Annotated in this window: 22 protein-coding genes and 1 tRNA gene; 9 read left to right on the top strand and 14 right to left on the bottom strand. The window is 69.2% G+C overall.

The features are described from left to right. Positions 1-27: 27 nt before the first annotated feature. Positions 28-789 carry a bifunctional 2-polyprenyl-6-hydroxyphenol methylase/3-demethylubiquinol 3-O-methyltransferase UbiG gene (gene ubiG, locus DXK32_RS25655; protein WP_114861091.1) on the top strand — a complete coding sequence of 254 codons (762 nt, stop codon included), beginning with the start codon at positions 28-30 and terminating at the stop codon, positions 787-789. Positions 790-936: 147 nt separating this feature from the next. Here the strand turns inward: ubiG and ptsN are convergent, their stop codons facing one another. The 9 genes from ptsN to DXK32_RS25610 all read right to left on the bottom strand — a co-directional run bounded on the left by ptsN (position 937) and on the right by DXK32_RS25610 (position 8,349). Further along, positions 937-1,395, bottom strand: coding sequence for a PTS IIA-like nitrogen regulatory protein PtsN (ptsN, locus tag DXK32_RS25650; protein WP_014198055.1), 459 nt, complete (start codon positions 1,393-1,395; stop codon positions 937-939). Positions 1,396-1,429: 34 nt separating this feature from the next. Next, on the bottom strand, positions 1,430-2,026 hold the full coding sequence (hpf, locus tag DXK32_RS25645) for a ribosome hibernation-promoting factor, HPF/YfiA family (RefSeq protein WP_114861090.1): 597 nt from the start codon (positions 2,024-2,026) through the stop codon (positions 1,430-1,432). Positions 2,027-2,149: 123 nt separating this feature from the next. Then, on the bottom strand, positions 2,150-3,739 hold the full coding sequence (gene rpoN, locus DXK32_RS25640; protein WP_114861089.1) for an RNA polymerase factor sigma-54: 1,590 nt from the start codon (positions 3,737-3,739) through the stop codon (positions 2,150-2,152). A 16-nt stretch (positions 3,740-3,755) separates the two neighbouring features. Further along, entirely contained in the window at positions 3,756-4,580 is an 825-nt protein-coding gene (gene lptB, locus DXK32_RS25635; protein ID WP_205215828.1) for an LPS export ABC transporter ATP-binding protein, read from the bottom strand. An 18-nt stretch (positions 4,581-4,598) separates the two neighbouring features. Next, positions 4,599-5,525: an LptA/OstA family protein gene (locus DXK32_RS25630; protein ID WP_114861088.1), complete on the bottom strand. Its 927-nt coding sequence runs from the start codon at positions 5,523-5,525 to the stop codon at positions 4,599-4,601. Next, a complete protein-coding gene (gene lptC, locus DXK32_RS25625; RefSeq protein ID WP_114861087.1) occupies positions 5,522-6,271 on the bottom strand; it encodes an LPS export ABC transporter periplasmic protein LptC in 750 nt (249 codons plus the stop codon). Before lptC ends, DXK32_RS25630 begins: the two co-directional genes overlap by 4 nt. A gap of 26 nt (positions 6,272-6,297) precedes the next feature. Next, complete coding sequence (locus DXK32_RS25620) at positions 6,298-7,326, bottom strand: KpsF/GutQ family sugar-phosphate isomerase (RefSeq protein WP_114861086.1); 1,029 nt, start codon at positions 7,324-7,326, stop codon at positions 6,298-6,300. A 185-nt stretch (positions 7,327-7,511) separates the two neighbouring features. Then, positions 7,512-8,138, bottom strand: coding sequence for a ribonuclease D (locus DXK32_RS25615; protein WP_114861085.1), 627 nt, complete (start codon positions 8,136-8,138; stop codon positions 7,512-7,514). Between the two features lie 124 nt (positions 8,139-8,262). Beyond that, positions 8,263-8,349 (bottom strand) — tRNA-Leu (locus DXK32_RS25610). Between the two features lie 228 nt (positions 8,350-8,577). On the opposite strand from DXK32_RS25610, the gene DXK32_RS25605 reads away from it, so the two are divergent. Beyond that, entirely contained in the window at positions 8,578-9,567 is a 990-nt protein-coding gene (locus DXK32_RS25605) for a complex I NDUFA9 subunit family protein (protein WP_114861084.1), read from the top strand. Between the two features lie 216 nt (positions 9,568-9,783). Then, positions 9,784-10,959 (top strand): MFS transporter, encoded by a 1,176-nt coding sequence (locus tag DXK32_RS25600; RefSeq protein ID WP_114861083.1) that lies wholly within the window; start codon positions 9,784-9,786, stop codon positions 10,957-10,959. A gap of 20 nt (positions 10,960-10,979) precedes the next feature. On the opposite strand, the gene DXK32_RS25595 is transcribed toward DXK32_RS25600, so the two are convergent. Beyond that, on the bottom strand, positions 10,980-11,780 hold the full coding sequence (locus DXK32_RS25595) for an undecaprenyl-diphosphate phosphatase (RefSeq protein WP_114861082.1): 801 nt from the start codon (positions 11,778-11,780) through the stop codon (positions 10,980-10,982). A gap of 392 nt (positions 11,781-12,172) precedes the next feature. Between DXK32_RS25595 and DXK32_RS25590 the strand changes: the two genes are divergently transcribed. The 5 genes from DXK32_RS25590 to DXK32_RS32370 all read left to right on the top strand — a co-directional run bounded on the left by DXK32_RS25590 (position 12,173) and on the right by DXK32_RS32370 (position 20,012). Beyond that, positions 12,173-13,621 carry an NAD(P)-dependent oxidoreductase gene (locus DXK32_RS25590; RefSeq protein ID WP_114861081.1) on the top strand — a complete coding sequence of 483 codons (1,449 nt, stop codon included), beginning with the start codon at positions 12,173-12,175 and terminating at the stop codon, positions 13,619-13,621. A 128-nt stretch (positions 13,622-13,749) separates the two neighbouring features. Continuing rightward, a complete protein-coding gene (gltB, locus tag DXK32_RS25585; RefSeq protein ID WP_114861080.1) occupies positions 13,750-18,309 on the top strand; it encodes a glutamate synthase large subunit in 4,560 nt (1,519 codons plus the stop codon). A gap of 188 nt (positions 18,310-18,497) precedes the next feature. After that, a complete protein-coding gene (locus DXK32_RS25580) occupies positions 18,498-18,953 on the top strand; it encodes a GNAT family N-acetyltransferase (protein ID WP_114861079.1) in 456 nt (151 codons plus the stop codon). Between the two features lie 101 nt (positions 18,954-19,054). Then, positions 19,055-19,723 (top strand): glutathione S-transferase family protein, encoded by a 669-nt coding sequence (locus tag DXK32_RS25575; RefSeq protein ID WP_114861078.1) that lies wholly within the window; start codon positions 19,055-19,057, stop codon positions 19,721-19,723. A 118-nt stretch (positions 19,724-19,841) separates the two neighbouring features. Further along, positions 19,842-20,012, top strand: coding sequence for a hypothetical protein (locus tag DXK32_RS32370; RefSeq protein ID WP_014198041.1), 171 nt, complete (start codon positions 19,842-19,844; stop codon positions 20,010-20,012). 42 nt (positions 20,013-20,054) lie between these two features. Here DXK32_RS32370 and chrA read toward each other — a convergent pair whose 3' ends face one another. The 4 genes from chrA to DXK32_RS25555 all read right to left on the bottom strand — a co-directional run bounded on the left by chrA (position 20,055) and on the right by DXK32_RS25555 (position 23,924). Next, the gene (gene chrA / locus DXK32_RS25570) at positions 20,055-21,446 is read right to left on the bottom strand and encodes a chromate efflux transporter (RefSeq protein WP_114861077.1); all 1,392 of its coding nucleotides are present in this window, start codon (positions 21,444-21,446) and stop codon (positions 20,055-20,057) included. 92 nt (positions 21,447-21,538) lie between these two features. After that, positions 21,539-22,897, bottom strand: a complete 1,359-nt coding sequence (locus DXK32_RS25565) for a sensor histidine kinase (RefSeq protein WP_114861076.1) — start codon at positions 22,895-22,897, stop codon at positions 21,539-21,541. After that, on the bottom strand, positions 22,894-23,553 hold the full coding sequence (locus DXK32_RS25560) for a response regulator (protein WP_114861075.1): 660 nt from the start codon (positions 23,551-23,553) through the stop codon (positions 22,894-22,896). Before DXK32_RS25560 ends, DXK32_RS25565 begins: the two co-directional genes overlap by 4 nt. 5 nt (positions 23,554-23,558) lie before the next feature. Beyond that, entirely contained in the window at positions 23,559-23,924 is a 366-nt protein-coding gene (locus DXK32_RS25555) for a PepSY domain-containing protein (protein ID WP_114861074.1), read from the bottom strand. A 148-nt stretch (positions 23,925-24,072) separates the two neighbouring features. On the opposite strand from DXK32_RS25555, the gene DXK32_RS25550 reads away from it, so the two are divergent. Continuing rightward, positions 24,073-24,279, top strand: coding sequence for a DUF6494 family protein (locus DXK32_RS25550; protein WP_114861073.1), 207 nt, complete (start codon positions 24,073-24,075; stop codon positions 24,277-24,279). The last annotated feature ends 46 nt before the right edge of the window (positions 24,280-24,325 follow it).

The following is a 24,325-nucleotide window of genomic DNA, read 5'->3' as shown; positions in this document are numbered from 1 at the left end:
GCAATCCAAGCATACGGGATTTCTTTCATGACCGCGACCGCCGGAACCGCAGGCACCGCAGGCACTGTCGACCCCCAGGACATCGCCCGCTTTTCGGCCATCGCCGCGGAATGGTGGGACCCCACCGGCAAGTTCCGGCCCCTGCACCGGCTGAACCCGCTGCGGCTGGCCTACATCCGCGACACGCTGTGCCGGCGCCTGGGCCGCGACCCGCTGGCGGCGGAGCCGCTGAAGGGCCTGCGCATCGTCGACATCGGCTGCGGCGGCGGCCTGCTGGCGGAGCCGGTCGCCCGCATGGGCGCCACCGTGGTCGGCGTCGACGCGGCCGAGCGCAACGTCCGCACCGCCGCCGCCCACGCCGCGGAGACCGGCACCCCCGTCGATTACCGCGCCACCACCGCCGAGGCCCTGGCCGCCAGCGGCGAGCGCTTCGACGCCGTCTTGGCGATGGAGGTGATCGAGCATGTCGCCGACGTGCCGCTGTTCGTGAGGTCCTGCGCGGCGCTGACCGCGCCGGGCGGCGCGCTGTTCCTGGCGACGCTGAACCGCACGCCGAAGTCCTTCGCGCTCGCCATCGTCGGGGCCGAGTACATCCTGCGCTGGCTGCCCCGCGGCACCCACAACTGGCGCCAGTTCCTGCGCCCCGGCGAGGTCGCCGCCGCCCTGCGCGCCGAAGGGATGGCGGTCCGCGACCTGACCGGCATCACCTACAACCCGCTGTCCGACGAGTTCCGGCTGAACCCGCGCGATCTCGACGTGAACTACATGGGTTGGGCCGAGCGGGCCTGAACGTACAGGGTGGCGGCGAGGCGTACGGACGTACATACGTACGCCTCGCCGCCACGGTCTGGAAAGACGGCGGCTCCGGGTGCCGGACAACAAAAAACGGGAGAGCCGGCGGCTCTCCCGTTTTTCGTGTTCTCAAGGAAACGCGCCTTACGCCGCGTGACTGGCCTCGTGCTGGGTCAGGAGCGCGTAGATCGCGTCCGCCGAGTCCGAACCGCGCAGCTTCTCGCACATGGACTGGTCACGCAGCAGGCGCGACACGCGGGCCAGCGCCTTCAGATGGTCGGCGCCGGCATGATCCGGAGCCAACAGCAGGAAAATCAGGTCAACCGGTTGCTCATCGATCGCATCGAAGTCGATGGGCCGCTCCAGCCGGGCGAAGACGCCATGGACGCGGTCGAGGTTGGGCAGCTTGCCGTGGGGGATGGCGATGCCATGCCCCACGCCGGTGGTGCCCAACCGCTCGCGCTCCAGAAGGACGTCGAAGATCGCCCGTTCGTGCTGGCCGGTCAGCTCGGACGCCTTGCGCGCCAAGTCCTGCAGGGCCTGCTTTTTGCTGCCGGCCTTGAGGTTCGGGAGAATGGCGTGCGGCGTGATGAGATCGAGCATGACGCTATGGGTGTGGTTGGAACAGAGACCGGACTCAGGCGCCGGCCTTCTCCGCCGGGTCCACCCAACCGATGTTGCCATCGGCGCGGCGGTAGACCAGGTTCAGGCGGCCATGGGCGCCGTTGCGGAACATCAGCGCCGGAGCGTCGGCGAGTTCCATGCGCATCACCGCCTCGCTGACCGCCAGGGTCGCGATGTTGGTTTCCATCTCGGCGATCACGATGGGCTGCGCCTCCTCGGCGGCGGCCTCCTCGCTCTCCACATGGACCTCGTCCTTTTCCGCTTCCAGGATCTGGTAGCGGGCCGGGAAGGCTTCCTGCGCGGGAGCTTCGACGCTGTGGTGGTCGCGCAGACGGCGCTTGTAGCGGCGCAGGCGCTTGGCCAGCTTCTCGCATGCGGTGTCGAAGGCGGGATACGGCTCGGTGGCGTCGGACGCGCTCTGAAGGACGATCCCACGACCGACGTGCACCTGAATGTCGGCCTTGAACAGATGCGCTTCGCGCGTCAGGACGACGTTGGCCTCGATCGGCTTGTTGAAGTACTTGCCGACGATGGTGTTCAGGCTGTCCGCGACGTGGCTGCGCAGAGCGTCGCCAACGTCAAGCTGCTTGCCTTTGACGGTCAGTTGCATTTTGGGATGTTTCCAATCTGGTCCGCGATAGACATAGGACGACGGAAGGCCGCCACGTGCGGACGGGGACCATAGTGACGGCGGTATGGGCTGTCAATCAAGGACGGCCCCCTCCCGGCCCGGTTACATGCGTGACATCTTGGCACGGCGTCGCTGCACCGATGACGGAATTCGCATCGCTTCACGATACTTCGCGACCGTCCGACGCGCAATGTCGATCCCTTCACCACGAAGGATTTCGACGATTTTATCGTCCGACAGCACGTCCTCCGGCTTCTCGGCGTCGATCATCGCCTTGATGCGGTAGCGCACGGCCTCCGCCGAGTGGGCCGCCTGCCCATCGGCCCCCTGGATGGCGGAGGTGAAGAAATACTTCAACTCGAACACGCCGCGCGGCGTCGCCATGAACTTGTTGGTTGTGACGCGGCTGACCGTGCTCTCGTGCATGCCGATCGCTTCGGCGATGTCGCGCAGGATCAGCGGCTTCAGATGCGAGACGCCGTGGATGAAGAAGGCGTCCTGCTGCCGGATGATTTCGCTGGCCACCTTCAAAATCGTGGTGGCGCGCTGGTGCAGCGACTTGACCAGCCAGTTGGCCGACTGGAAGCGTTCGGTGATGTATTCCTTGTCCGCCTTGTTGCGGGCGGTGCCGGAGATGCGCGCGAAATAGCGGTGGTTGACCAGCACCCGCGGCAATGTGTCCGGGTTCAGGTCGATCAGCCAGCCGCCGCCGGGGTTGGCGCGCATCAGGATGTCGGGGGTGACGAGCTGGGCGGGCGTGTGGTCGAAGCTGAGCGCCGGTTTGGGGTTCAGCTTGCGGATCTCCGCCACCATGTCGGCGACGTCCTCGGCGTCGACGCCGCAGACCTTCATCAGCGCCGGCAGGTTGCGCGCCGCCAGCAGCTCCAGATGGTCGAGCAGGGCTTCCATGGCCGGGTCGAAGCGGTTCTTCTCGCGCAGCTGGATCGCCAGGCATTCCTTCAGCGACCGCGCGAAGATGCCCGGCGGGTCGAAGCGCTGGCAGGCGGCGAGAACCCGCTCCACCCGCTCCGGCGCGCAGCCGAGCTGCCCCGCCAGGCTCTCCATCTCCAGCCCGGTGATCCAGCCGGCCTCGTCCAGCATGTCGATCAGCGCCAGACCGATGAGCTGGTCGCCGAGGTCCGGCAGGTCGATCTTCAGCTGTTCGGTCAGATGGTCGCGCAGGCTCTTCTGGCCGGTCAGCGTGGCTTCCAGGTTGGACTCGTCGTCCTCGAAGCCGCCGCGCCCGCCGCGCTCCTGCCAGGAGCCGTAGACGTCGCTGGAGCCGTCCGTCCCGTCGGAAAAGCGGTCGTCGGAATAGACATTCTCGAAATCGGTGTCGAGCGGCGCGTCGGACGCCGACCCCATCGTCTCCGACGACGTCATCTCCACCGTGTCGCGGGTGCGCCCGTCGCTCATCGGCGGCTGGCGCTCCTCCGGCGCGGCGAGGTCCACCACGCCGGGCTCGCCCCGGCTCTCGCCGGCGCCATCGCCGCCAGCCTCACCGCCGCCCTCGCCCCCTCCCTCGCCGGGACCGCTTTCGCGTTCCAGCAGGGGGTTCTGCTCGATCTCGCGGTCCACGAAGTCCGACAATTCGATGTTCGACAGCTGCAGCAGCTTGATGGCCTGCTGCAACTGCGGAGTCATCACCAGGGACTGGGTCTGACGAAGATCGAGGCGTTGGCTGAGCGCCATGGGCAGGGAAACCGCACTAGAGGCTGAACCGGTCCCCGAGGTAGACCCGGCGCACGTCCTCGTGCGCCACGATCTCGGCCGGTTCTCCCTCCATTAGTACCACACCATCGTGCAAGATGTATGCCCGATCGACGAGGTCGAGCGTTTCGCGCACGTTGTGGTCGGTGATCAGCACGCCGATGCCACGGTCGCGCAAGTGGCTGACCAGCTCGCGGATGTCGTTCACCGCGATCGGGTCGATGCCGGCCAGCGGCTCGTCGAGCAGGATGAAGTGCGGCTGGGAGGCCAGGGCGCGGGCGATCTCGACGCGCCGCCGCTCGCCGCCCGACAGGGCCAGCGCCGGGGCGCGGCGCAGGTGGGTGATCGAGAACTCCGCCAGCAGCTCGTCCAGCATCTGCTCGCGCGTGTCGCGGTTGGGCTCCACCACCTCCAGCACGGAGCGGATGTTGTTCTCCACCGACATGCCGCGGAAGATCGACGCCTCCTGCGGCAGATAGCCGATGCCCAGCCGCGCCCGGCGGTACATGGGCAGCGCCGTGATGTCCTGCCCGTCGAGCAGGATGGTCCCGGAATCGGCGGCGATCAGCCCGGTGATCATGTAGAAGCAGGTCGTCTTGCCCGCCCCGTTGGGGCCGAGCAGGCCGACCGCCTCGCCGCGCTGGACCGTCACGGTCACGTCGCGGACGACCGGGCGCTTCTTGTAGGCCTTGCCGAGATGCAGGGCCACCAGCCCTTCGGCGGGGCGCGCGTCGGTGGCGGACTGGCCCGCGGGCAGGCCCGACGGGTTCGAGGCGGAAAGGGTCGGGCCGCCGAGGTCCCGGTCTTCGATGTCCATGGCCATTGATTCGCTGCCGGGTCGTCAGGGCTTCGCGGCGGGCTTGGCGCCCGGCTGCGCGGTGGGCGTGCCGCCCGGCTGGGCGGAGGACCGGCCACCGGGCGAGGCGCCGCCCGGGGCGCCCGGCTCCTGGCCGGGGATCAGCAGGCCCATCACCCGCCCGCCGGTGGCGGGTCCGGCGATCACGCGGTTGACCCTGGTCTTCATGTTCATCTCGGCGGCGTCGCCATTGAGCTGGTTGTCGTTGCGGGTGATCTTGACGTTGCCGAGCAGCACCGCCGTCTCGTCGGCCACCGAATAGACCAGCTTGTCCGACAGCGCCACGTCGGTCGCGGTGGTCACCACCACGCTGCCCGCGCCGTCGATGCGCTCCATCTGGGTCGAGCCGTCCGGCATCTTCTTGAGCTGGCCGATCAGGATGTCGGCGCGCAGCCGGTCGCCGTTGGCGATGCGCACGGCCACGGCGTCGCCGCGCGCCACCGTCAGGTTCTTGGCCTCGTAATATTCCAGCGTATCGCGCGCCGTCACGATGTCGGTGCGGGTGACCAGCTTGAGGTTGCGCCCGGTGACCACGGCGACCTGCTTGTCCACGTCGTAGACGCCGCGCTCGCCGAAGACCTCCTGGGTCGGGCTGACGATGCGCACGTTGCCTTCGGCCAGAAGCTGGAACACCTCGTTCCCCTTGCCGGGCACCTCGCGGTAATAGGCGGTCAGCACGTCGGCGTAGACGGTGCTGTCGCTGCGCTTGGCCGAGGCGTTGCCGCGCGCCACGTAGGCGCGCACGTCCTGGTGCCACTCGATGGCCTTGTCGGCGTTGACCTCGACCGGGTTGGGACCGCCGCCGAGGCCGGGCAGCCCCTGCGCCGCCGCCGGGACGGACGCCCCCGACAACAGGAGGAACGCGGCCAGCAGCGGGGCCGCAAAGGTGGCTGCAGGTGTGGCTGCACTCAACGCGTCTTTCCTCCGGGGCTTTCGGCGGCCTGGACATCGGCCTTGGACTGGTTCAGGAACACCATCGTCTTGCCACGGTCGGACAGACGGAAGCCTTCGGCGTTGATGACGCCCTGCGGCCCCTGGCCCACGACATGGACATCGCCCCAGGCGGTGCCCTTGCGGATGTCGGAGTCCGCTTCCTCGGTGGTGAATTCGTTGCCGTCGTCGCGCATGACGCGGACATGGCCACGCATCTTCAGGATGCCGGTGACCTGATTGTACCAGCCCTTGTCGGAGCGGATGGTCACCCAGGTGCCGTCGGTCTGGGTCATCTCGGCCTCCGGCTGGTCGAGCAGCATGATGTCCGGCTGGTCGGCGATGCGGTCGGCCTTCGCCGCCACCAGCGAGAAGGGCTGGTTGTCCTCGTCCACCGCGACGTAGCGCGGCTTGATCATCTCAAGCTGGCCCTGGTCGGCGGAGATGCGCAGGGTCGGCAGTTCGGTCAGCGAGGGCCAGACGGCGATCAGCGCCATCACCGCCAGCGCCAGCGCCGGAAGCGCGAATTTCATTCCGGCGACAAAACGGCTGTAGACCCGGCTGACCGGGCGGATCTCCCGGCGCCTGTGGACGCGCTTGGCGGCCTCGCCGTCGGACATCGGCTCCGACGTCGCTCCCGGCATGGCCATGAGCCGCGCGGCGAGGGAAGGCGCGTCCGCGCTCCGCTCCTGCGTGTTCACCGTCCGATCCTTCAGGTCGCTGTCCATGGCGTCAACCGTCCTCCGGCTGCCCGTCACGCCACCCCGGCGCGCAGGCAATCGTGAATGTGCACAACACCGAGCGGCCGGTCCGCCTCCACCACGAACAGGCTGGTGATCTGCTTCTCGTTCATCTCCCGCAGCGCCTCCTCGACCAGCGCCTTGGGGCGGATCGTCTTGGGGCGCGGCGACATGATGCTGTCGGCGCGCTCCGCCCACAGTTCGGGCGTCAGGTGGCGGCGGAGGTCGCCGTCCGTGATGACGCCGGCGAGCGCGCCCGTGGCGTCCACCACGCCGACGCAGCCCAACCGCTTCGCCGTCATCTCGAATATGACGGTGGAAAGCGGCGTATCCAAGGCGCACAGGGGCATATCACCGCCCTTGTGCATCACGTCGGTCACCTTCAGCAGCGCCCGGCCGAGCTGGCCGCCGGGGTGGAACTGCTTGAAATCCGCCGCCGTGAAGCCGCGCCGTTCCAGCAGCGCCACCGCCAGGGCGTCGCCCAGAGCCAGCATCATCGTGCTCGACGTGGTCGGGGCCAGCCCCAGCGGGCAGGCCTCCGGCGCCGGCGGCAGCACCAGCGCCACGTCCGACTGCTCGGCCAGGGAGGAGCCGGCGCGCCGGGTGATGCCGATCAGCGGGATGTCGAAGCGGCGGGTGTAGGCGACGATGTCCGACAGCTCATGCGTCTCGCCGGAATTGGACAGGGCGATCACCGCGTCCTGCCGGGCGATCATGCCGAGGTCGCCATGGCTCGCCTCACCCGGATGGACGAAGAAGGCCGGCGTCCCGGTGGAGGCCAGGGTCGCGGCGATCTTGCGCGCCACATGGCCGGACTTGCCCATGCCGGAGACGACGACGCGCCCGGTTATCCCGGCCAGCCGGTCCAGCGCGCGCACGAAGGCGCCGTCCAGCCCGTCCGCCAGCGCGGTCAGGGCGTCGGCCTCCATCCGCAGGACGCGCCGGGCGCTTGCGATGTCGCGGCCGGCCGCGGCATCCGGCGGGCCGTCGGCCGGGCGATCGATCAGGCTGGATGCCGGGCTGGTTGCGGTCAGGCTCGTCAAGGCGGTGCTTGCCTCTTCTGGTTGGCCCAAGGGGCCGAGAAAGGGTACTCCGACTGGCGGCGCGGGTATCCGCGACAACGGGCCAGCCGCCGCGCGGGCAGTATGCCCACCCGCGCGCGTCCGGTCAAATCAACGTCCGGAGGGCTTGACCTATTCCACCGGGCCGCTTTTCGGGATGACGGCCCTCAATGCGACAGAATGTCCGGCTGCTCCCAACCGCCGAGGTCCAGTTCCCCGCGGGCCGGCAGGAAGTCGAAGCAGGCCTTGGCGAGATGGGTCCGCCCCTCGCGCGCCAGCATGACGTCGAGCTTTTCCTTGAGGTCGTGCAGGTGCAGCACGTCGGAGGCGGCGTATTTCATCTGCTCCGGGGTCAGCTCCGCAGCACCCCAGTCGGAGGACTGCTGCTGCTTGGACAGCTCCACCCCCAGCAGGTCCCTCACCAGATCCTTCAGCCCGTGCTTGTCGGTGAAGGTGCGGACCAGCTTGGACGCGACCTTGGTGCAGTAGACCGGCTGGCAGACGACGCCGAGATAGGCCCGCATCACCGCCACGTCGAAGCGGGCGAAATGGAACAGCTTGGTGACCTCGGGGTCGGCGAGCAGGCGCTTCAGGTTCGGAGCGTCGTATTCGCCCTTGCGGAACTGGACCAGATGGACCGTGCCGTCGCCGGGGGACAGCTGGACCAGGCACAGCCGGTCGCGGTGGGGGTTCAGCCCCATGGTCTCGGTGTCGATGGCGACGGCGCCGCCGCGGGCGAGGGACTTCAGGTCGAGACCGTCCGGCAGGTCGCCGTCATGGAGGTCGATGGGCATTGGGTGGCTTCCCGCTCGTGTAGGACGGCCCCCGGCCACGGACCCCAGAAACGACGAACGCCGCTCTGCTACCTGTCCGTCCCGCTGGGGGAGGTCCGTAGCATGCGGCGCAGCCGGGTAGATATGGTGCCCAGGAGAAGACTCGAACTTCCACGACATTTCTGCCACAGGTACCTGAAACCTGCGCGTCTACCAATTCCGCCACCTGGGCTCGGTGTGGGCCGCTTATGTAGCCGGCTGGCGGAGACCCGTCAACAGCTTTTTTTCACTTTCGCGCCGAAAGCCCGGCCGGGCGCGAAATGGGCCGCGGGCGGCGCGTCAGGCCCTAGCCTCTTCCGGGAGGTTTCTATATAAGCAAGCCCCGATCCGGTCGCCCCGCCCCGCTTGGCGGCCGCCGGACGACAGGAATTTGCGGGCCCAACGGCACGGGAGAAGGTCGATGTCCTATCGCTCTGAAGTGGTCACGGTGTTCGGCGGTTCGGGATTCGTCGGCCGCCATCTCATTCGCCGCCTCGCCAAGACCGGCGCCATCGTGCGCGTGGTGTCGCGCCATCCGAACCAGGCCAACTTCCTGAAGACGGCCGGTTCGGTCGGCCAGATCGTGCCGATGGCCGCCGACGTGAAGGACGACCAGTCCGTGGCGCGGGCCATCCAGGGCGCGGACACCGTCATCAACCTGATCGGCACGCTGTACGAGCGTGGCGCCTGGAATTTCCAGACCGTGCATGTCGACGCCCCGGCGCGCATCGCCCGCATCGCCAAGGCCAGCGGCGTGCGCCGTCTCGTCCACGTCTCGGCCATCGGCGCCGACGCCCGGTCGGCCTCGGCCTACGCCAAGTCCAAGGCGGCGGGCGAGCAGGCGGTCTCCCAGGCCTTCCCCGGCGCCGCCATCATCCGCCCGAGCATCGTCTTCGGGCCGGAGGACGGCTTCTTCAACAAGTTCGCCGCCATGGCGCAGGTCTCCCCGGCGCTGCCGCTGATCGGCGGGGCGACGAAGTTCCAGCCGGTCTATGTGGGCGATCTGGCCGACGCCATCGCCGCCGCCGCGACGCTGGACTCGGCAGCCGGCAAGACCTTCGAGCTGGGCGGGCCGCGCGTCTACAGCTTCAAGGAGCTGATGCAGCTCATGCTGCGGGAGATCCGCCGCAAGCGCTTCCTCGTCCCGGTTCCCTGGAACATCGCGGAGACGCTGGGCGGCCTGCTGGAGAAGGTGCCGCCGATCGTCGCCCCGCCGCTGACCCGCGATCAGGTGGAGATGCTGCGGACCGACAACGTCGCCGCCGCCGGCGCGCCGGGCTTCAAGGAGCTGGGCATCACCAACCTGTCGAGCTGCGAGGTCATCCTGCCGACCTACCTGTCGCGCTACATCGTCGGCGGCCGCTCCAACACGACGCCGCGCGACGCCGGGAATCATTCCGGCGCGCACTGACCGTCACGGCCCCGCGCCATCGACAACCCGCGCCATCGACAAGGAAAGCCCCAAGGAAAGCCCCGGCCCGCCGCCGGGGCTTTCGCCGTTTCGCGGGCTTGCCATCCCGTACGAAAGAGCCGCGCAAGGGTGCCCTGCGGCGCGCAGCCTTGATTCCCGCGCCCGCCTGCCGCATCTGGCCCCTTCATCGGAGCGACGGAAGGAGCGTGGGGAGTCATGCAGGCCGCAACGCAGGATTTCACCATACGGGAATTCGCCGACCGCGCGCCGGGCGCCCGGCTGGCCTCCCTGGCGGCCTTCTTCGTCAACGGGTCGGTCTTCGGCGTCTGGGCCACCCAGATCCCGGCGATCAAGGATCACCTGGACCTCAGCCCCGGCGTGCTCGGCGTCGCCCTGCTCTGCCTCGCCGCCGGGGCGCTGACCGCGATGGTCGGCTCGGGCCCGCTGCTCGGCCGCGTCGGCAGCGCGCCGGTGATCCGGCTCACCGCCGTCGCCTTCGCCGTGATCCTGCCGCTTCCGGCGCTGATGCCGGACCTGCTGTCGCTGTGCGCCGTGCTGTTCCTGTTCGGGGCGGCGGGCGGCACCATGGACGTGGCGATGAACGCCCACGGCGCCTTGGTGGAACGCCATCTCGGGCGGCCGATCATGTCGTCGCTGCACGGCATGTGGAGCCTGGGCGGCCTGTTCGGCGCCGGGGTGGGCGGCCTGCTGCTGCAGATCCTGCCGCCGCCGCTCCAGGCGTCTCTCCTCGCGGCATCGCTGCTCGCCCTGTTCTTCGCGCTGCACCGCCGCTTCCTGCCCGGAAGCGCCGATCAGCAGGCCGAGCCGACGGGCCTCGCCCTGCCCGACCGCGGCACGCTGCTGCTCGGCGCGCTGACCTTCCTGGCCTTCATGAGCGAGGGCGCGATCCTCGACTGGAGCGCCGTCTATCTGCGCGAGGATCTGGGGGGTGCGGCGTCGATCGCGGCGCTGGGCTTCGCCGTCTTTTCCGGCGCCATGGCGGTGGGCCGCTTCTGCGGCGACCGGCTGCGCCAGCGCTTCGGCGGGCCGCTGCTGGTCCGCGCCGGGGCGGTGCTGGCCTTCGCCGGGTTGGCGGTCGCGCTGACCGGCGGCGGGCCGGTGGTGGCGGTCGCCGGGTTCGGGCTGACCGGGCTCGGCCTGTCGAACGTGGTGCCGGTGCTGTTCAGCGCCGCCGGGGCCAAGGCGGAGGGGGAGGCCGGCCAAGCCATCGCCGCGGTGGCGACCCTCGGCTACGCCGGGGTGCTGACCGGCCCGGCCCTGCTCGGCTTCGTGGCGGAGGCCAGCACGGTGGGCTTTTCCTTCGCCCTGGTCGCCGCGCTGGCCCTGGTCATCGCCGCGGCCTCCTCGCGCGCCGTCGCCCGGCAGGGCTGAGACGCGCCGGAGGGGTTCGTTCAGAGATAGAGGAACGCCAGCATCCCCGTGCCGATGGCGATGCGGTACCAGGCGAAGGGCGCGAAGCCGTAGCGCCCGACGAAGTCGACCAGCATCTTGACCACCAGCGCCGCCGCGACGAAGGCGGTGACGAAGCCGACCCCGATCAGCAGCGCGGAGTCGACGTTCATCAGGCTCCAGTTCTTGTAGAGGTCGTAGACCGTGGCGCCGGCCATGGTCGGGATCGCCAGGAAGAAGGAGAACTCCGCGGCGGTCCGCCGGTCCACCCCCATCAGCAGCGAGCCGATGATCGTAGCGCCCGAGCGCGACACGCCCGGCACCAGCGCCAGACACTGGCACAGGCCGATCTTCAGGGCGAGCGGCGCCGGGAAGCGCTCGATCTGGGTGTAGCGCGGCACCGGCACCAGCCGTTCCGCCATCAGGATGCCGATGCCGCCCACGATCAGCGCGATGCTGACCACCGTCGGGTTGAACAGCACCGCCTTGATGACGCCGTGCAGCGCCGCCCCCAGCACCATGGCCGGCAGGAAGGCCAGGATCACCGCCATGGCGAAGTGGCGGGCGCCCGGATCGTCCTTCAACCCGGTGACCACGTTCCACAGACGGGCGAAATAGACCGTGCAGATCGCCAGGATCGCACCGAGCTGGATCACCACCTCGAACACCTTGCCCGGCGGGCCTTCGAAGCCCAGCAGGGTGTCGAAAATGATCAGGTGGCCGGTGGACGAGACCGGCAGGAATTCGGTCAGCCCTTCGATCAGGCCGAGCAGAGCGGCGTCCAGATATTGGTCGATCAGCATGCGGCGCTTGGCCTCTGACAGGATGGCGGATGGCAATGTCCGGCTTATAGCAGCGCAACATGGCGAAGGCGACGACCCATGGGGCGATACCCCTAATTGGGCGATAGTCCCGGATCGGCCCTAATATTCTTGCTTGTTTTTCAGGCACTCCCGCCGTCTACGGAAGCCTCCGCGACATCGAGTCACGCTTTGGTCAGCCATGCTGTCCTAACGACGAAAATATGCTCGCGCGGCGCCGTCGCTTGCGGTATATGACGTTCAGACCGCGTGACCGCGGGCTTTCGTTTTCACTGCGGCCACGCCCCTTCCCGTGCCCCCTCGGCGCGAAAAAGGGTCGCCCGGCCGCCGGCGCCGTCCCCATGCACGGGACACGGGAAGAAGGAGCAGGCGTTATGGCGAACCAGAGGATGTTGGGCTTCGTGCACACCGCGCAGCGGATGCCCGACAAACGCCCGGCCGCGGAGCGCCGCCAGGATTTCGCCGAGATCTACGCCCGCTTCAGCGACGAGCGCGCCAACGAGCAGGCCAACCGCTGCTCGCAGTGCGGCGTTCCCTTCTGCCAGGTGCACTGCCCGGTTTCCAACAACATCCCCGACTGGCTGAAGCTGACCTCCGAAGGCCGGCTGGAGGAGGCGTACGAGGTCTCCCAGTCCACCAACAACTTCCCGGAGATCTGCGGCCGCATCTGCCCGCAGGACCGCCTGTGCGAGGGCAACTGCGTCATCGAGCAGTCCACCCACGGCGCCGTCACCATCGGCTCGGTGGAGAAGTACATCAACGACACCGCCTGGGATCAGGGCTGGGTGAAGCCGCGCAAGCCGTCGCGTGAGCTGGGCGTGTCGGTCGGCGTCATCGGCGCCGGTCCGGCCGGCCTCGCCGCCGCCGAGGAGCTGCGCGCCAAGGGTTACGAGGTGCACGTCTACGACCGCTACGACCGCATGGGCGGCCTGCTGGTCTACGGCATCCCCGGCTTCAAGCTGGAGAAGTCGGTGGTCGAGCGCCGCGTGAAGCTTCTGGCCGACGCCGGGGTGGTCTACCACCCGAACTTCGAGGTCGGCCGCGACGCCTCCCTGCCGGAGCTGCGCCGCAAGCACGTCGCCGTGCTGGTCGCCACCGGCGTCTACAAGGCGCGCGACATCAAGGCGCCGGGCTCGGGGCTGGGCAACATCGTGGCGGCGCTGGACTACCTGACCACTTCCAACAAGGTCAGCCTGGGCGATACGGTGGAGGCGTACGAGAACGGCTCCCTGAACGCCGCTGGCAAGCATGTGGTGGTTCTGGGCGGCGGCGACACCGCCATGGACTGCGTGCGCACGGCCATCCGCCAGGGCGCCACGTCCGTCAAGTGTCTGTACCGCCGCGACCGCAAGAACATGCCGGGCTCGCAGCGCGAGGTCGCCCACGCCGAGGAAGAGGGCGTGGAGTTCATCTGGCAGGCCGCCCCGGAAGGCTTTACCGGTGACAGCGTGGTGACCGGCGTGCGCGCCGTGCGCATCCATCTCGGCGTCGCCGACGCCACCGGCCGCCAGACCCCGCAGGTGATCGAGGGGTCGGAGTTCACGGTCCAGGCCGATCTGGTCATCAAGGCGCTCGGCTTCGAGCCCGAGGACCTGCCGAACGCCTTCGACGAGCCGGAGCTGAAGGTGACTCGCTGGGGCACGCTGCTGGTCGATCATCGCACCAAGATGACCAACATGGACGGTGTGTTCGCCGCCGGCGACATCGTGCGCGGCGCCTCGCTGGTGGTGTGGGCCATCCGCGACGGCCGCGACGCGGCGGAGGGCATCCACGCCTACGCCAAGGCGAAGGCCGAGGCGCCGGTCGCCGTCGCGGCGGAATAAAAGCCGCAACAATCCACAATTCCGCGGGTTCCAGGGGTCCATTTCGGCCCCTGGCGGGGGTGAAGGGGCGAAGTCCCCCTTCAAAACAGACTGCCCCCGTCGAACAGACTGATTGAAAGGGTCCACCGATGACCACCGAGTTGAACCAGGGTGAGCAGTTCGTCGCCGACTTCCGCGCCAACGCCGCGGCGCTGACCACTGCCAACGCCTACAACCCGGAGGATGAGCACGACGCCTGCGGCGTCGGCTTCATCGCCGCGATCGACGGCAAGCCCCGCCGCTCGGTGGTCGAGAAAGGCATCGAGGCGCTGAAGGCCGTCTGGCACCGCGGTGCCGTGGACGCCGACGGCAAGACGGGCGACGGTGCGGGCATCCACGTCGCCGTGCCGCAGAAGTTCTTCAAGGACCATGTGAAGGTCATCGGCCACCGCGCGCCGGACAACAAGCTGGCCGTCGGCCAGGTCTTCCTGCCGCGCATCAGCCTGGACGCGCAGGAAGCCTGCCGCTGCATCGTCGAGACCGAGATCCTGGCCTTCGGCTACTACATCTACGGCTGGCGTCAGGTGCCGATCAACGTCGACATCATCGGCGAGAAGGCCAACGCGACCCGTCCGGAGATCGAGCAGATCATCGTCGGCAACAACAAGGGCGTGTCCGACGAGCAGTTCGAGCTCGACCTCTACATCATCCGCCGCCGCATCGAGAAGGCGGTGAAGGGTGAGCAGATCAACGACTTCTACATCTGCTCGCTGTCGGCGCGCTCGATCATCTACAAGGGCATGTTCCTGGCGGAGCAGCTGACCACCTTCTACCCGGACCTGCTGGACGAGCGGTTCGAGTCCGACTTCGCCATCTACCACCAGCGCTATTCGACCAACACCTTCCCGACCTGGCCGCTGGCCCAGCCCTTCCGCATGCTCGCCCACAACGGTGAGATCAACACGGTCAAGGGCAACGTCAACTGGATGAAGGCGCACGAGACCCGGATGGAGCATCCGGCCTTCGGCAGCCACATGGCGGACCTGAAGCCGGTGATCGGCGTCGGCCTGTCGGACTCCGGCTCGCTCGACACCGTGTTCGAGGTGATGGTCCGCGCCGGCCGCACCGCCCCGATGGTCAAGATGATGCTGGTGCCGCAGGCGCTGACCAGCTCGCAGACCACGCCGGACAACCACAAGGCGCTGATCCAGTACTGCAACTCCGTCATGGAGCCGTGGGACGGCCCTGCCGCGCTGGCCATGACCGACGGCCGCTGGGTCGTCGGCGGCATGGACCGCAACGGCCTGCGCCCGATGCGCTACACGATCACCACCGACGGCCTGATCATCGGCGGGTCCGAGACGGGCATGGTGAAGATCGACGAGGCCCAGGTCATCGAGAAGGGCCGCCTCGGCCCGGGCGAGATGATCGCCGTCGACCTGCAGTCCGGCAAGCTCTACCGCGACCGCGAGCTGAAGGACCATCTCGCCGCCGGCAAGCCGTGGGACAAGTGGGTGCAGAACACCACCCACCTGGACGAGCTGGTCAAGACCGCCTCGCTGAAGGGCGAGCCGTCGGACATGGACAAGGCCGAGCTGCGCCGCCGCCAGCAGGCCTTCGGCCTGACCATGGAAGACATGGAACTGATCCTGCACCCGATGGTGGAGGACGGGAAGGAGGCCATCGGCTCGATGGGCGACGACAGCCCCATCGCCGTGCTGTCCGACAAGTACCGCGGCCTGCACCACTTCTTCCGCCAGAACTTCTCCCAGGTCACCAACCCGCCCATCGACAGCTTGCGTGAGCGCCGGGTGATGAGCCTGAAGACGCGGCTCGGCAACCTCGGCAACATCCTGGACGAGGACGAGACGCAGACCCGCCTGCTGCAGCTCGAATCGCCGGTCCTGACGACCGCCGAATTCCGCGCCATGCGCGACTACATGGGCGACACGGCCGCCGAGATCGACGCCACCTTCCCGGTGGATGCCAATGCTGGTGGCGGCCCGGAGGCCCTGCGCGACGCGCTGCGCCGCATCCGCCAGGAGACGGAGGACGCCGTTCGCGGCGGCGCCACCCACGTCATCCTGACCGACGAGGCGATGGGCCCGGCGCGCGCCGCCATCCCGGCGATCCTCGCCACCGGCGCCGTGCACACGCACCTGATCCGCTCCAACCTGCGCACCTTCACCTCGCTGAACGTGCGCACGGCGGAGGGGCTGGACACCCACTACTTCGCCGTGCTGATCGGCGTCGGCGCCACCACGGTCAACGCCTACCTCGCCCAGGAGGCCATCGCCGAGCGTCACCGCCGCGGCCTGTTCGGCGCCATGCCGCTGGAAAAGGGCATGGCCAACTACAAGAAGGCCATCGACGACGGCCTGCTGAAGATCATGTCCAAGATGGGCATCTCGGTCATCAGCAGCTACCGCGGCGGCGGCAACTTCGAGGCCATCGGCCTGTCGCGTGCTCTGGTCGCCGAGCATTTCCCGGCGATGGTCAGCCGCATCTCGGGCATCGGCCTGAACGGCATCCAGAAGAAGGTGCTGGAACAGCACGCCACCGCCTACAACGAGGAGGTCGTGGCCCTGCCGGTCGGCGGCTTCTACCGCTTCCGCAAGTCGGGCGACCGCCACGGCTGGGAAGGCGGCGTGATCCACACGCTGCAGCAGGCGGTGACCAACGACAGCTACACCACCTTCAAGAAGTACAGCGAGCAGGTGAACAAGCGCCCGCCGATGCAGCTCCGCGACCTGCTGGAGCTGCGCTCCACCAAGGCCCCGGTGCCGGTGGACGAGGTGGAGAGCATCACCGCGATCCGCAAGCGCTTCATCACGCCGGGCATGTCCATGGGCGCCCTGTCGCCGGAGGCGCACGGCACGCTGAACGTCGCCATGAACCGCATCGGCGCCAAGTCCGACAGCGGCGAGGGCGGTGAGGACCCGGCGCGCTTCCGCCCGGACAAGAACGGCGACAACTGGAACAGCGCCATCAAGCAGGTGGCCTCGGGCCGCTTCGGCGTCACCGCCGAGTACCTGAACCAGTGCCGCGAGCTGGAGATCAAGGTCGCCCAGGGCGCCAAGCCCGGCGAGGGCGGCCAGCTCCCCGGCTTCAAGGTGACCGAGATGATCGCGCGGCTGCGTCACTCGACGCCGGGCGTGATGCTCATCAGCCCGCCGCCGCACCACGACATCTACTCGATCGAGGATCTCGCCCAGCTCATCTATGACCTGAAGCAGATCAATCCGGATGCGAAAGTGACGGTGAAGCTGGTCAGCCGTTCCGGTATCGGAACGATTGCCGCGGGCGTCGCCAAGGCCAACGCCGACATCATCCTGATCTCCGGCAACAGCGGCGGCACCGGTGCTTCCCCGCAGACCTCGATCAAGTTCGCCGGCCTGCCCTGGGAGATGGGCCTGTCGGAGGTCCATCAGGTCCTGACGCTGAACCGCCTGCGCCACCGCGTGCGGCTGCGCACCGACGGCGGCCTGAAGACCGGCCGCGACATCGTGATCGCCGCCATGCTGGGCGCCGAGGAGTTCGGCATCGGCACGGCCAGCCTGATCGCCATGGGCTGCATCATGGTCCGCCAGTGCCACAGCAACACCTGCCCGGTCGGCGTCTGCGTGCAGGACGACAAGCTGCGCCAGAAGTTCGTCGGCACGCCGGAGAAGGTCGTCAACCTCTTCACCTTCCTCGCCGAGGAAGTGCGCGAGATCCTGGCCGGCCTGGGCTTCCGCTCGCTGAACGAGGTGATCGGCCGCACCGACCTGCTCCATCAGGTCAGTCGCGGCGCCGAGCATCTCGACGACCTCGACCTGAACCCGCTGCTGGCCCAGGTCGATCCCGGCGAGAACGCCCGCTACTGCACGCTGCAGGGCCGCAACGAGGTGCCGGACACGCTGGACGCCCGCATCGTCGCCGACGCCCGCCCGCTGTTCGAGGAGGGCGAGAAGATGCAGCTCGCCTACAACGCCCGCAACACGCAGCGTGCCATCGGCACGCGGCTGTCCTCGATGGTGACGCGTAAGTTCGGGATGTTCGGGCTGCAGCCCGGCCACATCACCATCCGCCTGCGCGGCACCGCCGGCCAGTCGCTGGGCGCCTTCGCGGTGCAGGGCATCAAGCTTGAGGTGATGGGCGACGCCAACGACTATGTCGGCAAGGGCCTGTCGGGCGGCACCATCGTCGTCCGTCCGACGACCTCCAGCCCGCTGGAGACCAACAGGAACACGATCATCGGCAACACGGTCCTCTACGGCGCGACGGCGGGCAAGCTGTTCGCCGCGGGCCAGGCCGGCGAGCGGTTCGCCGTCCGCAATTCCGGCGCTACCGTGGTGGTCGAGGGCTGCGGCTCCAACGGCTGCGAGTACATGACAGGCGGCACGGCGGTCATCCTCGGCCGCGTCGGCGACAACTTCGCCGCCGGCATGACGGGCGGCATGGCCTATGTCTATGACCTGGACGACAGCCTGCCGCTGTACATCAACGACGAGAGCGTGATCTTCCAGCGCATCGAGGTCGGCCATTACGAGAGCCAGCTCAAGCACCTGATCGAGGAGCATGTGGCGGAGACGCAGAGCCGCTTCGCCGCCGAGATCCTCAACGACTGGGCGCGTGAGGTGACCAAGTTCTGGCAGGTGGTTCCGAAGGAAATGCTGAACCGCCTGGAAGTGCCGGTCCATCTGCCGAAGGCCATTTCCGCGGAGTAAAACCCACGGATTAAATCACAGGGCGATTGCGCATATGCGAAACGGCGGTCCGGGGCAACCGGGCCGCCGTTTTTCACGCCGGCGGCGGCATGGGCGTCCTTTTCAGGGCGCCGGTTCTTGGAATAATCTGGTGCGGAATGGGTTGTTAGGACCGCCTGGGAGCATCCGCAACCACACGGGAGGGCGTCATGCCGGCAGAGGACGGCTTGCGCATCGACATTCGCTTCGCCACGGCGGCCGACGGGCCGCGCTGCGCCGACATCTTCCTGCACGGGCGCCGCGCCGCCTTTTCCTGGCAGCCCGAGGACCGGTTCGGCCTGGACGACTATTACGACTGCGTGGACGGGGAAGAGGTGCTGGTGGCGGAAGCCGGCGGCTGCGTGGTCGGCTTCGTCTCCGTCGATGCCGGCGAGCGCTTCATCCACACCCTGTTCATCGACCCGCTGTGGCGCGGGCAGGGCATCGGCAGCGCGCTGCTGCGCGAGGCGCTGACCCTGCTGCGCGGCTCCGCCGAACTGGCCTGCGCGTCGCGCAACGCGGCGGCCCGCGCCTTCTACGAGCACAACGGCTGGACCCCGGTTCCCGCCGCCGAAACCGGAGGGGATGCGGAACCCCTGGTGGTCTACCGCAAATCCGCCCTTTGACACCCTCCCGGCACGGTTGATCCATAAGCCGAAGGAGCGGCGTCACACGCCAAAGCGCAGACTGTTTTCCACGCTCCCCATACGCTACAGTCCGGCCCGGCATGCGGACACTCCATCACCACCCCCTCCATCCCTTGTCCCGCGTCGCGCGGGTGATGCTGGCCGAGAAGGGTCTTCCCTTCGACCCAGTCATCGAGAAGCCGTGGGAACGGCGCGAGGATTTCCTGATGCTCAACCCCGCCGGCGAGCCGCCGGTGCTGGTGGAGGAGGACGGGACCGTCGTGGCCGGCGGGCTGCCCGTGCTGGAGTATCTGGAGGAGGCCTATCCCGACGTGGCCCTGATGCCGCGGGAGGTGGCGGCCCGCGCCGAGGTGCGCCGGATCGTCGACTGGTTCACCCGGACCTTCGACCGCGAGGTGACCGAGAATCTGGTCGGCGAGAAGCTGATCAAGCGGCTGTCCGGCCAGGGCCACCCCTACGCCCCGGCGATCCGCGCCGGTCTGGCGAACATCCAGTACCACATGGAATACATCGCCTTCCTGTCGGAACGGCGCCCCTGGCTGGCCGGCTCCAGCTTCACGGTGGCCGACATCGCGGCGGCGGCGGCGCTGTCCTGCGTCGATTACGTGGACAACGTGCCGTGGGACAAGGTGCCGGAGGCCAAGGACTGGTACGCCCGCATCAAGTCGCGCCCCAGCTTCCGCGGCTTGCTGGCCGACAGCGTCCCCGGCTGCCCGCCGCCCCGCCATTACGCCGACCTGGATTTCTGACCCGATCTGGACTTCTGAGCCGATCTGTCCGGCCGGGATAGGCCCCGCCTGAAGGTGGAACCCCATCCGTACCGGTCTGTTTCGCTTTGGTTGCAGAACGGCAGAGGAGGATGGGGGCATGGCCCAACACGACTACGTGCGTCACACGCTCGATTGCCTGGAGGAGGCGCAAGCGGCCCTGCGGCTTGCCCAACGCAAGGGCCAGATCGCGCCGGAGGACGAGGACCAGCTGTCCCGCCGCCTCGAAGGAATCACCGAACGCATCGCCCAGGTTCAGGAGATGCATTGATGGCGGCAGGGCCGCGCCGGTCCGGGCGCGGCCTTCGTCCCGCTACGCCACCCCCGCCATGCGCAGCGCCACCCCGGCCAGCGCGCAGGCACCCAGGGTGGGCAGCATCCCCGCCTTGAAGCGGAACACCGCCAGCACCGCCGCCACAGTCAGCGCCAGGGCGGGCGGGTTGACGCTGGCGAGGACGGGCAGGTCCAGGCTCATCCCGGCAACCGACACCGGCTCCAGCCGGGCGAACAGCGTGTGCAGGGCGAACCACAGCGCCAGATTCAGGATCACCCCGACCACCGCCGCGGTGATCGCCGACAGCGCGGCGCCGAGCATCCGGTTGCCGCGCAGCGCCTCGACATAGGGCGCGCCGAGGAAGATCCACAGGAAACAGGGCACGAAGGTGACCCAGGTGGTCAGCAGCCCGCCCAGCACCCCGGCCAGCAGCGGCGGCAGCGCTCCCGGATCGCGCAGCGCGCCGAGGAAGCCGACGAACTGCACCACCATGATCAGCGGCCCCGGCGTCGTCTCCGCCATGCCCAGCCCGTCCAGCATCTCGCCGGGATGGAGCCAGCCATAGGTCTCCACGGCCTGCTGCGCCACATAGGCCAGCACGGCGTAGGCGCCGCCGAAGGTCACCACCGCCATCTTGGAGAAGAAGACGGCGATGCCGGTGAAGGTGTTGTCCGGCCCCAGCGTCAGCAGCAGCGCCAGCACCGGCCCCAGCCACAGGGCGAGGCACACCGCCCCGACGCGCAGCGACCAGGCGGTGGAGGGGCGGGCGTGGTCCGGCGTGTCCTCGCCCAGCAGGCTGCTCCCGTGCGTGGACGCAGCCGGCCCGTGCGGCATCGGCCGGAAGGCGGAGACGCCCAGCCGCGCCCCGGCCAGACCGATCAGGGCGGCGGTCAGGATGATCAGCGGGAACGGAACATTGAAGGCGAAGATCGCCAGGAAGGCCGCCGCCGACAGGGCGACCATCGCCCCGTTCCTCAGCGTGCGCCGCCCGACGCGGACCACCGCCTCCAGCACGACGGCGAGCACCGCCGCCTTCAGCCCGAAGAACAGCCCCTGCACCGCCACGCTGTGCCCCAGCGTCGCGTAGAGCAGGCTGAGCGCCATGATGGCCAGCGCGCCGGGCAGGATAAACAGGACGCCGGCGATCAGCCCGCCCACCGTCCGGTGCATCAGCCAGCCGATGTAGACGGCCAGCTGCTGCGCCTCCGGCCCCGGCAGCAGCATGCAGTAGTTCAGGGCGTGGAGGAACCGCTCCTCGCCGATCCACCTCTTCTCGTCCACCACGATGCGGTGCATCATGGCGATCTGGCCGGCCGGACCGCCGAAGCTCAACGCCGCGATCCGCGCCCAGACCCGCGTGGCCTCGCCGAGGCTCACCCCGTGGCCGGTGGTGTCCACACCGGGTGCGTTGGCGCTGTCGGCCTGGGTCATCCACCGTCTCCGGAGCACGCGAAGGGACGCCATTCAGACCACAAGGGACGGTCCGCCGCCAGCGCGGAGATGTGACAGGAATGTTGCGCGGGTCAGGACGCCGCGACCGGCAGCACCAGCTCCACCCGCAACCCGCCGAGCGGCGAATCGCCCAGCCGCAGGTCGCCGCCGTAGAGCCGCGCCACGTCGCGCACGACGGCAAGGCCGAGGCCGCTGCCCGGCGTGCTCTCGTCCAGCCGCACGCCGGGGGCCAGCACGGCGTCGCGCCGATCGGCGGGCAGGCCCGGCCCGTCGTCGTCCACCACCACCGCCAGCATCCCGCCCGCCTCCAGCCGCGACGCCACCTCCACCCGCGACCCCGCCCATTTCATGGCGTTGTCCAGCAGGTTGCCCAGCATCTCGTCAAGGTCCTCGCGCTCCCCGGCGAAGACATGCTCGCGCGGGACGCGGACGGCGACGGTCACCCGGCCCCCGCCCTGACCACCGCTCTGAAGCTTCTCCAAGACCCGCGCCAGCGCCCCGGCGCTGTCGGCCACCGGGGTGGCGACGCCGGGCAGGCCGCGGGCGGCGGCGGCGCGGGCGCGGGCCATGTGGTGGTCGATGTGGCGGCGCATCTCCGCCACGCGCCGGGCGGCCGCCTCCCCCCCCGCCTCGTTCGCCAGCACGGCGAGGTTCGTCTTCAGCGCGTGGGCGAGGTTGCCGGCCTGGAGCCGCGCCCGCACCACCACCTCCTCCGAATGGTCCAGCAGGGCGTTCAGATCGTCGAGCAGCGGCTGCACCTCGCGCGGGGAGTCGCCGCCGAAGCGCTTCCGGCGCCCGGCGCGCACCGCGGCCAGCTCGGCGCGCAACCGGACCAGCGGGCGCAGCCCCACCGACACCTGGACCATCACCGCGGCGATCAGCGCCAGCGCCAGCGCCCCCAGCGACAGCCAGAGCACCCGGTTGAAGTCCGCCACCACCGCCCGCAGCTCCGCCTCGTCCTGCGCCACCGCCATGCGCAGGGGCGCTGTTCCGTTGGGAAGGGTCACGGCGCGCTCCAGCACCGACAATTGGCGTCCGGCGGGGCCGGCGACGCTGTGGCGGTGGATGTCGCCGTCGGCCACCTCGTCCGGCGGCAGGGCCAGCGTCTCGTCCCACAGGGAGCGGGAGCGCAGGAGCGGCGCATTCCCCGGCCCGACCTGCCAGTACAGCCCCGACAGCGGTCGGCGGAAGCGCGGGTCGCTGAGCGGCTGGCGCAGCAGCGGCGCGCCGTCCGCCCCCAGCTCGACCAAGGCGGCGAGCTGGTCGAGCTGGTTGGTCAGCTCCGCCTCGAAACGGCGGGCCACATGGTCGCGGAACAGGCCGGACAGCACCAGCCCGGCCAGCGCCAGGGCCAGCGCGATCCACACCGCCGCCCCGGCCAGCAGGCGGAAGCGCAGCGACCCGGTCAGCCGCCGCGCGCCCCCGCTCACGGCGCCTCCAGCTTGTAGCCGAGCCCGCGCACCGTCTTGATCAGGTCGGCGCCCAGCTTGCGGCGCAGACGGCCGACGAAGACCTCGATGGTGTTGGAATCGCGGTCGAAATCCTGGGCGTAGATGTGCTCGGTCAGCTCCGTGCGGGAAACGAGCTGGCCCTTGCGGTGCATCAGGTAATCGAGCACGCGGAACTCGTGCCCGGTCAGATCCACCGTCTGCCCGTCCAGCGTGACCCGGCCCGAGCGGGTGTCCAGCACCACCCCGCCGCAGGCGATTTCCGCCGAGGCGTGGCCCTTGGAGCGGCGGATCAGCGCGCGGATGCGGGCGAGAAGCTCCTCCATGCTGAAGGGCTTGGCCAGATAGTCGTCGGCCCCGGCGTCGATGCCCTGGACCTTCTCCGTCCAGGCGCCACGGGCGGTCAGGATGATCACCGGTGCCGTCATCCCCTGCGCGCGCCAGGAGCGCAGAACCGTCAGCCCGTCCACCCGTGGCAGGCCGAGGTCGAGGACGATGGCGTCGTAGGGCTCGGTCTCGCCGAGGAACTGGCCCTCCTCGCCGTCGGCGGCGCGGTCCACGGCGTAGCCCTCGCCCTCCAGCCGTTCGGCAAGCTGGCGGGCGAGCGCCGGATCATCCTCGACGACGAGCAGGCGCATGGCGCTCACCTCTTCCCATGATGACCGCCCTCGCCCTTGCCCTCGCCCTTCCCGTTGCGCCCGCGCACCCGCAGCAGGTCGCCGGTCGCGGCGTCGTATTTCAGCTTCAGGACGCGGCCTTCGGCGGTGATGGTCTTGATCTCGTAGACGATCTGCCCATCCTCGTCCTCGAACTCGACGTCCAGGATGTCGCCGGGGAAATCGGCCTGCGCGCGGGCGACGATGGCCTCCAGCGGCAGCGCCCGGCCCGAGCGGAACGCCTCCCGCGCCCGCTCATGGTCGCGGTCGTCATCGGCCGCCGCCGGCAGGGCGGCACCGGCGAGGGCGGCGAAAAGGGCCAGGGACAGCAGGACGGCACGGGCGGCGTTCATGGTCGGAACCGACGGGCGAAAGGGCATCCCCAGTTAGCACAAAGCGGGCTGAACGGCACCTGAATGGGCCGCAGGGGGCGAGAGGGATACGGGACAAAGCGTTGCCGCGACGGTTGTCTCCGGGAGCGATCAGAGAGGGAGGAGCATCATGGACCACGACACCTTCAACATGGGCATCCGGAAGTACCTGAAGGTCGTCGGCGTCACCTCGCAGCGCGAGATCGAGCGCGCCGTGACCGAAGCGATGGAGGCCGGAAAGCTGAAGGGCAACGAAACGCTCCAGGCCCGCGTCGTGCTGACCGTCGAGGGCGTCGGGCTGGAGCATGAGATCAAGGGGGAGATCGCGTTGGAGTAAGCGTCGGCACCGGTTGCCCCCACCCTCCCGCTTCGCGGGTCCCTCC

Origin of the sequence: Azospirillum brasilense (assembly GCF_003349955.1) — a bacterium.
Classification (GTDB): Bacteria; Pseudomonadota; Alphaproteobacteria; order Azospirillales; family Azospirillaceae; genus Azospirillum; species Azospirillum brasilense_B.
This window is presented reverse-complemented; position numbering and strand designations above follow the sequence as displayed.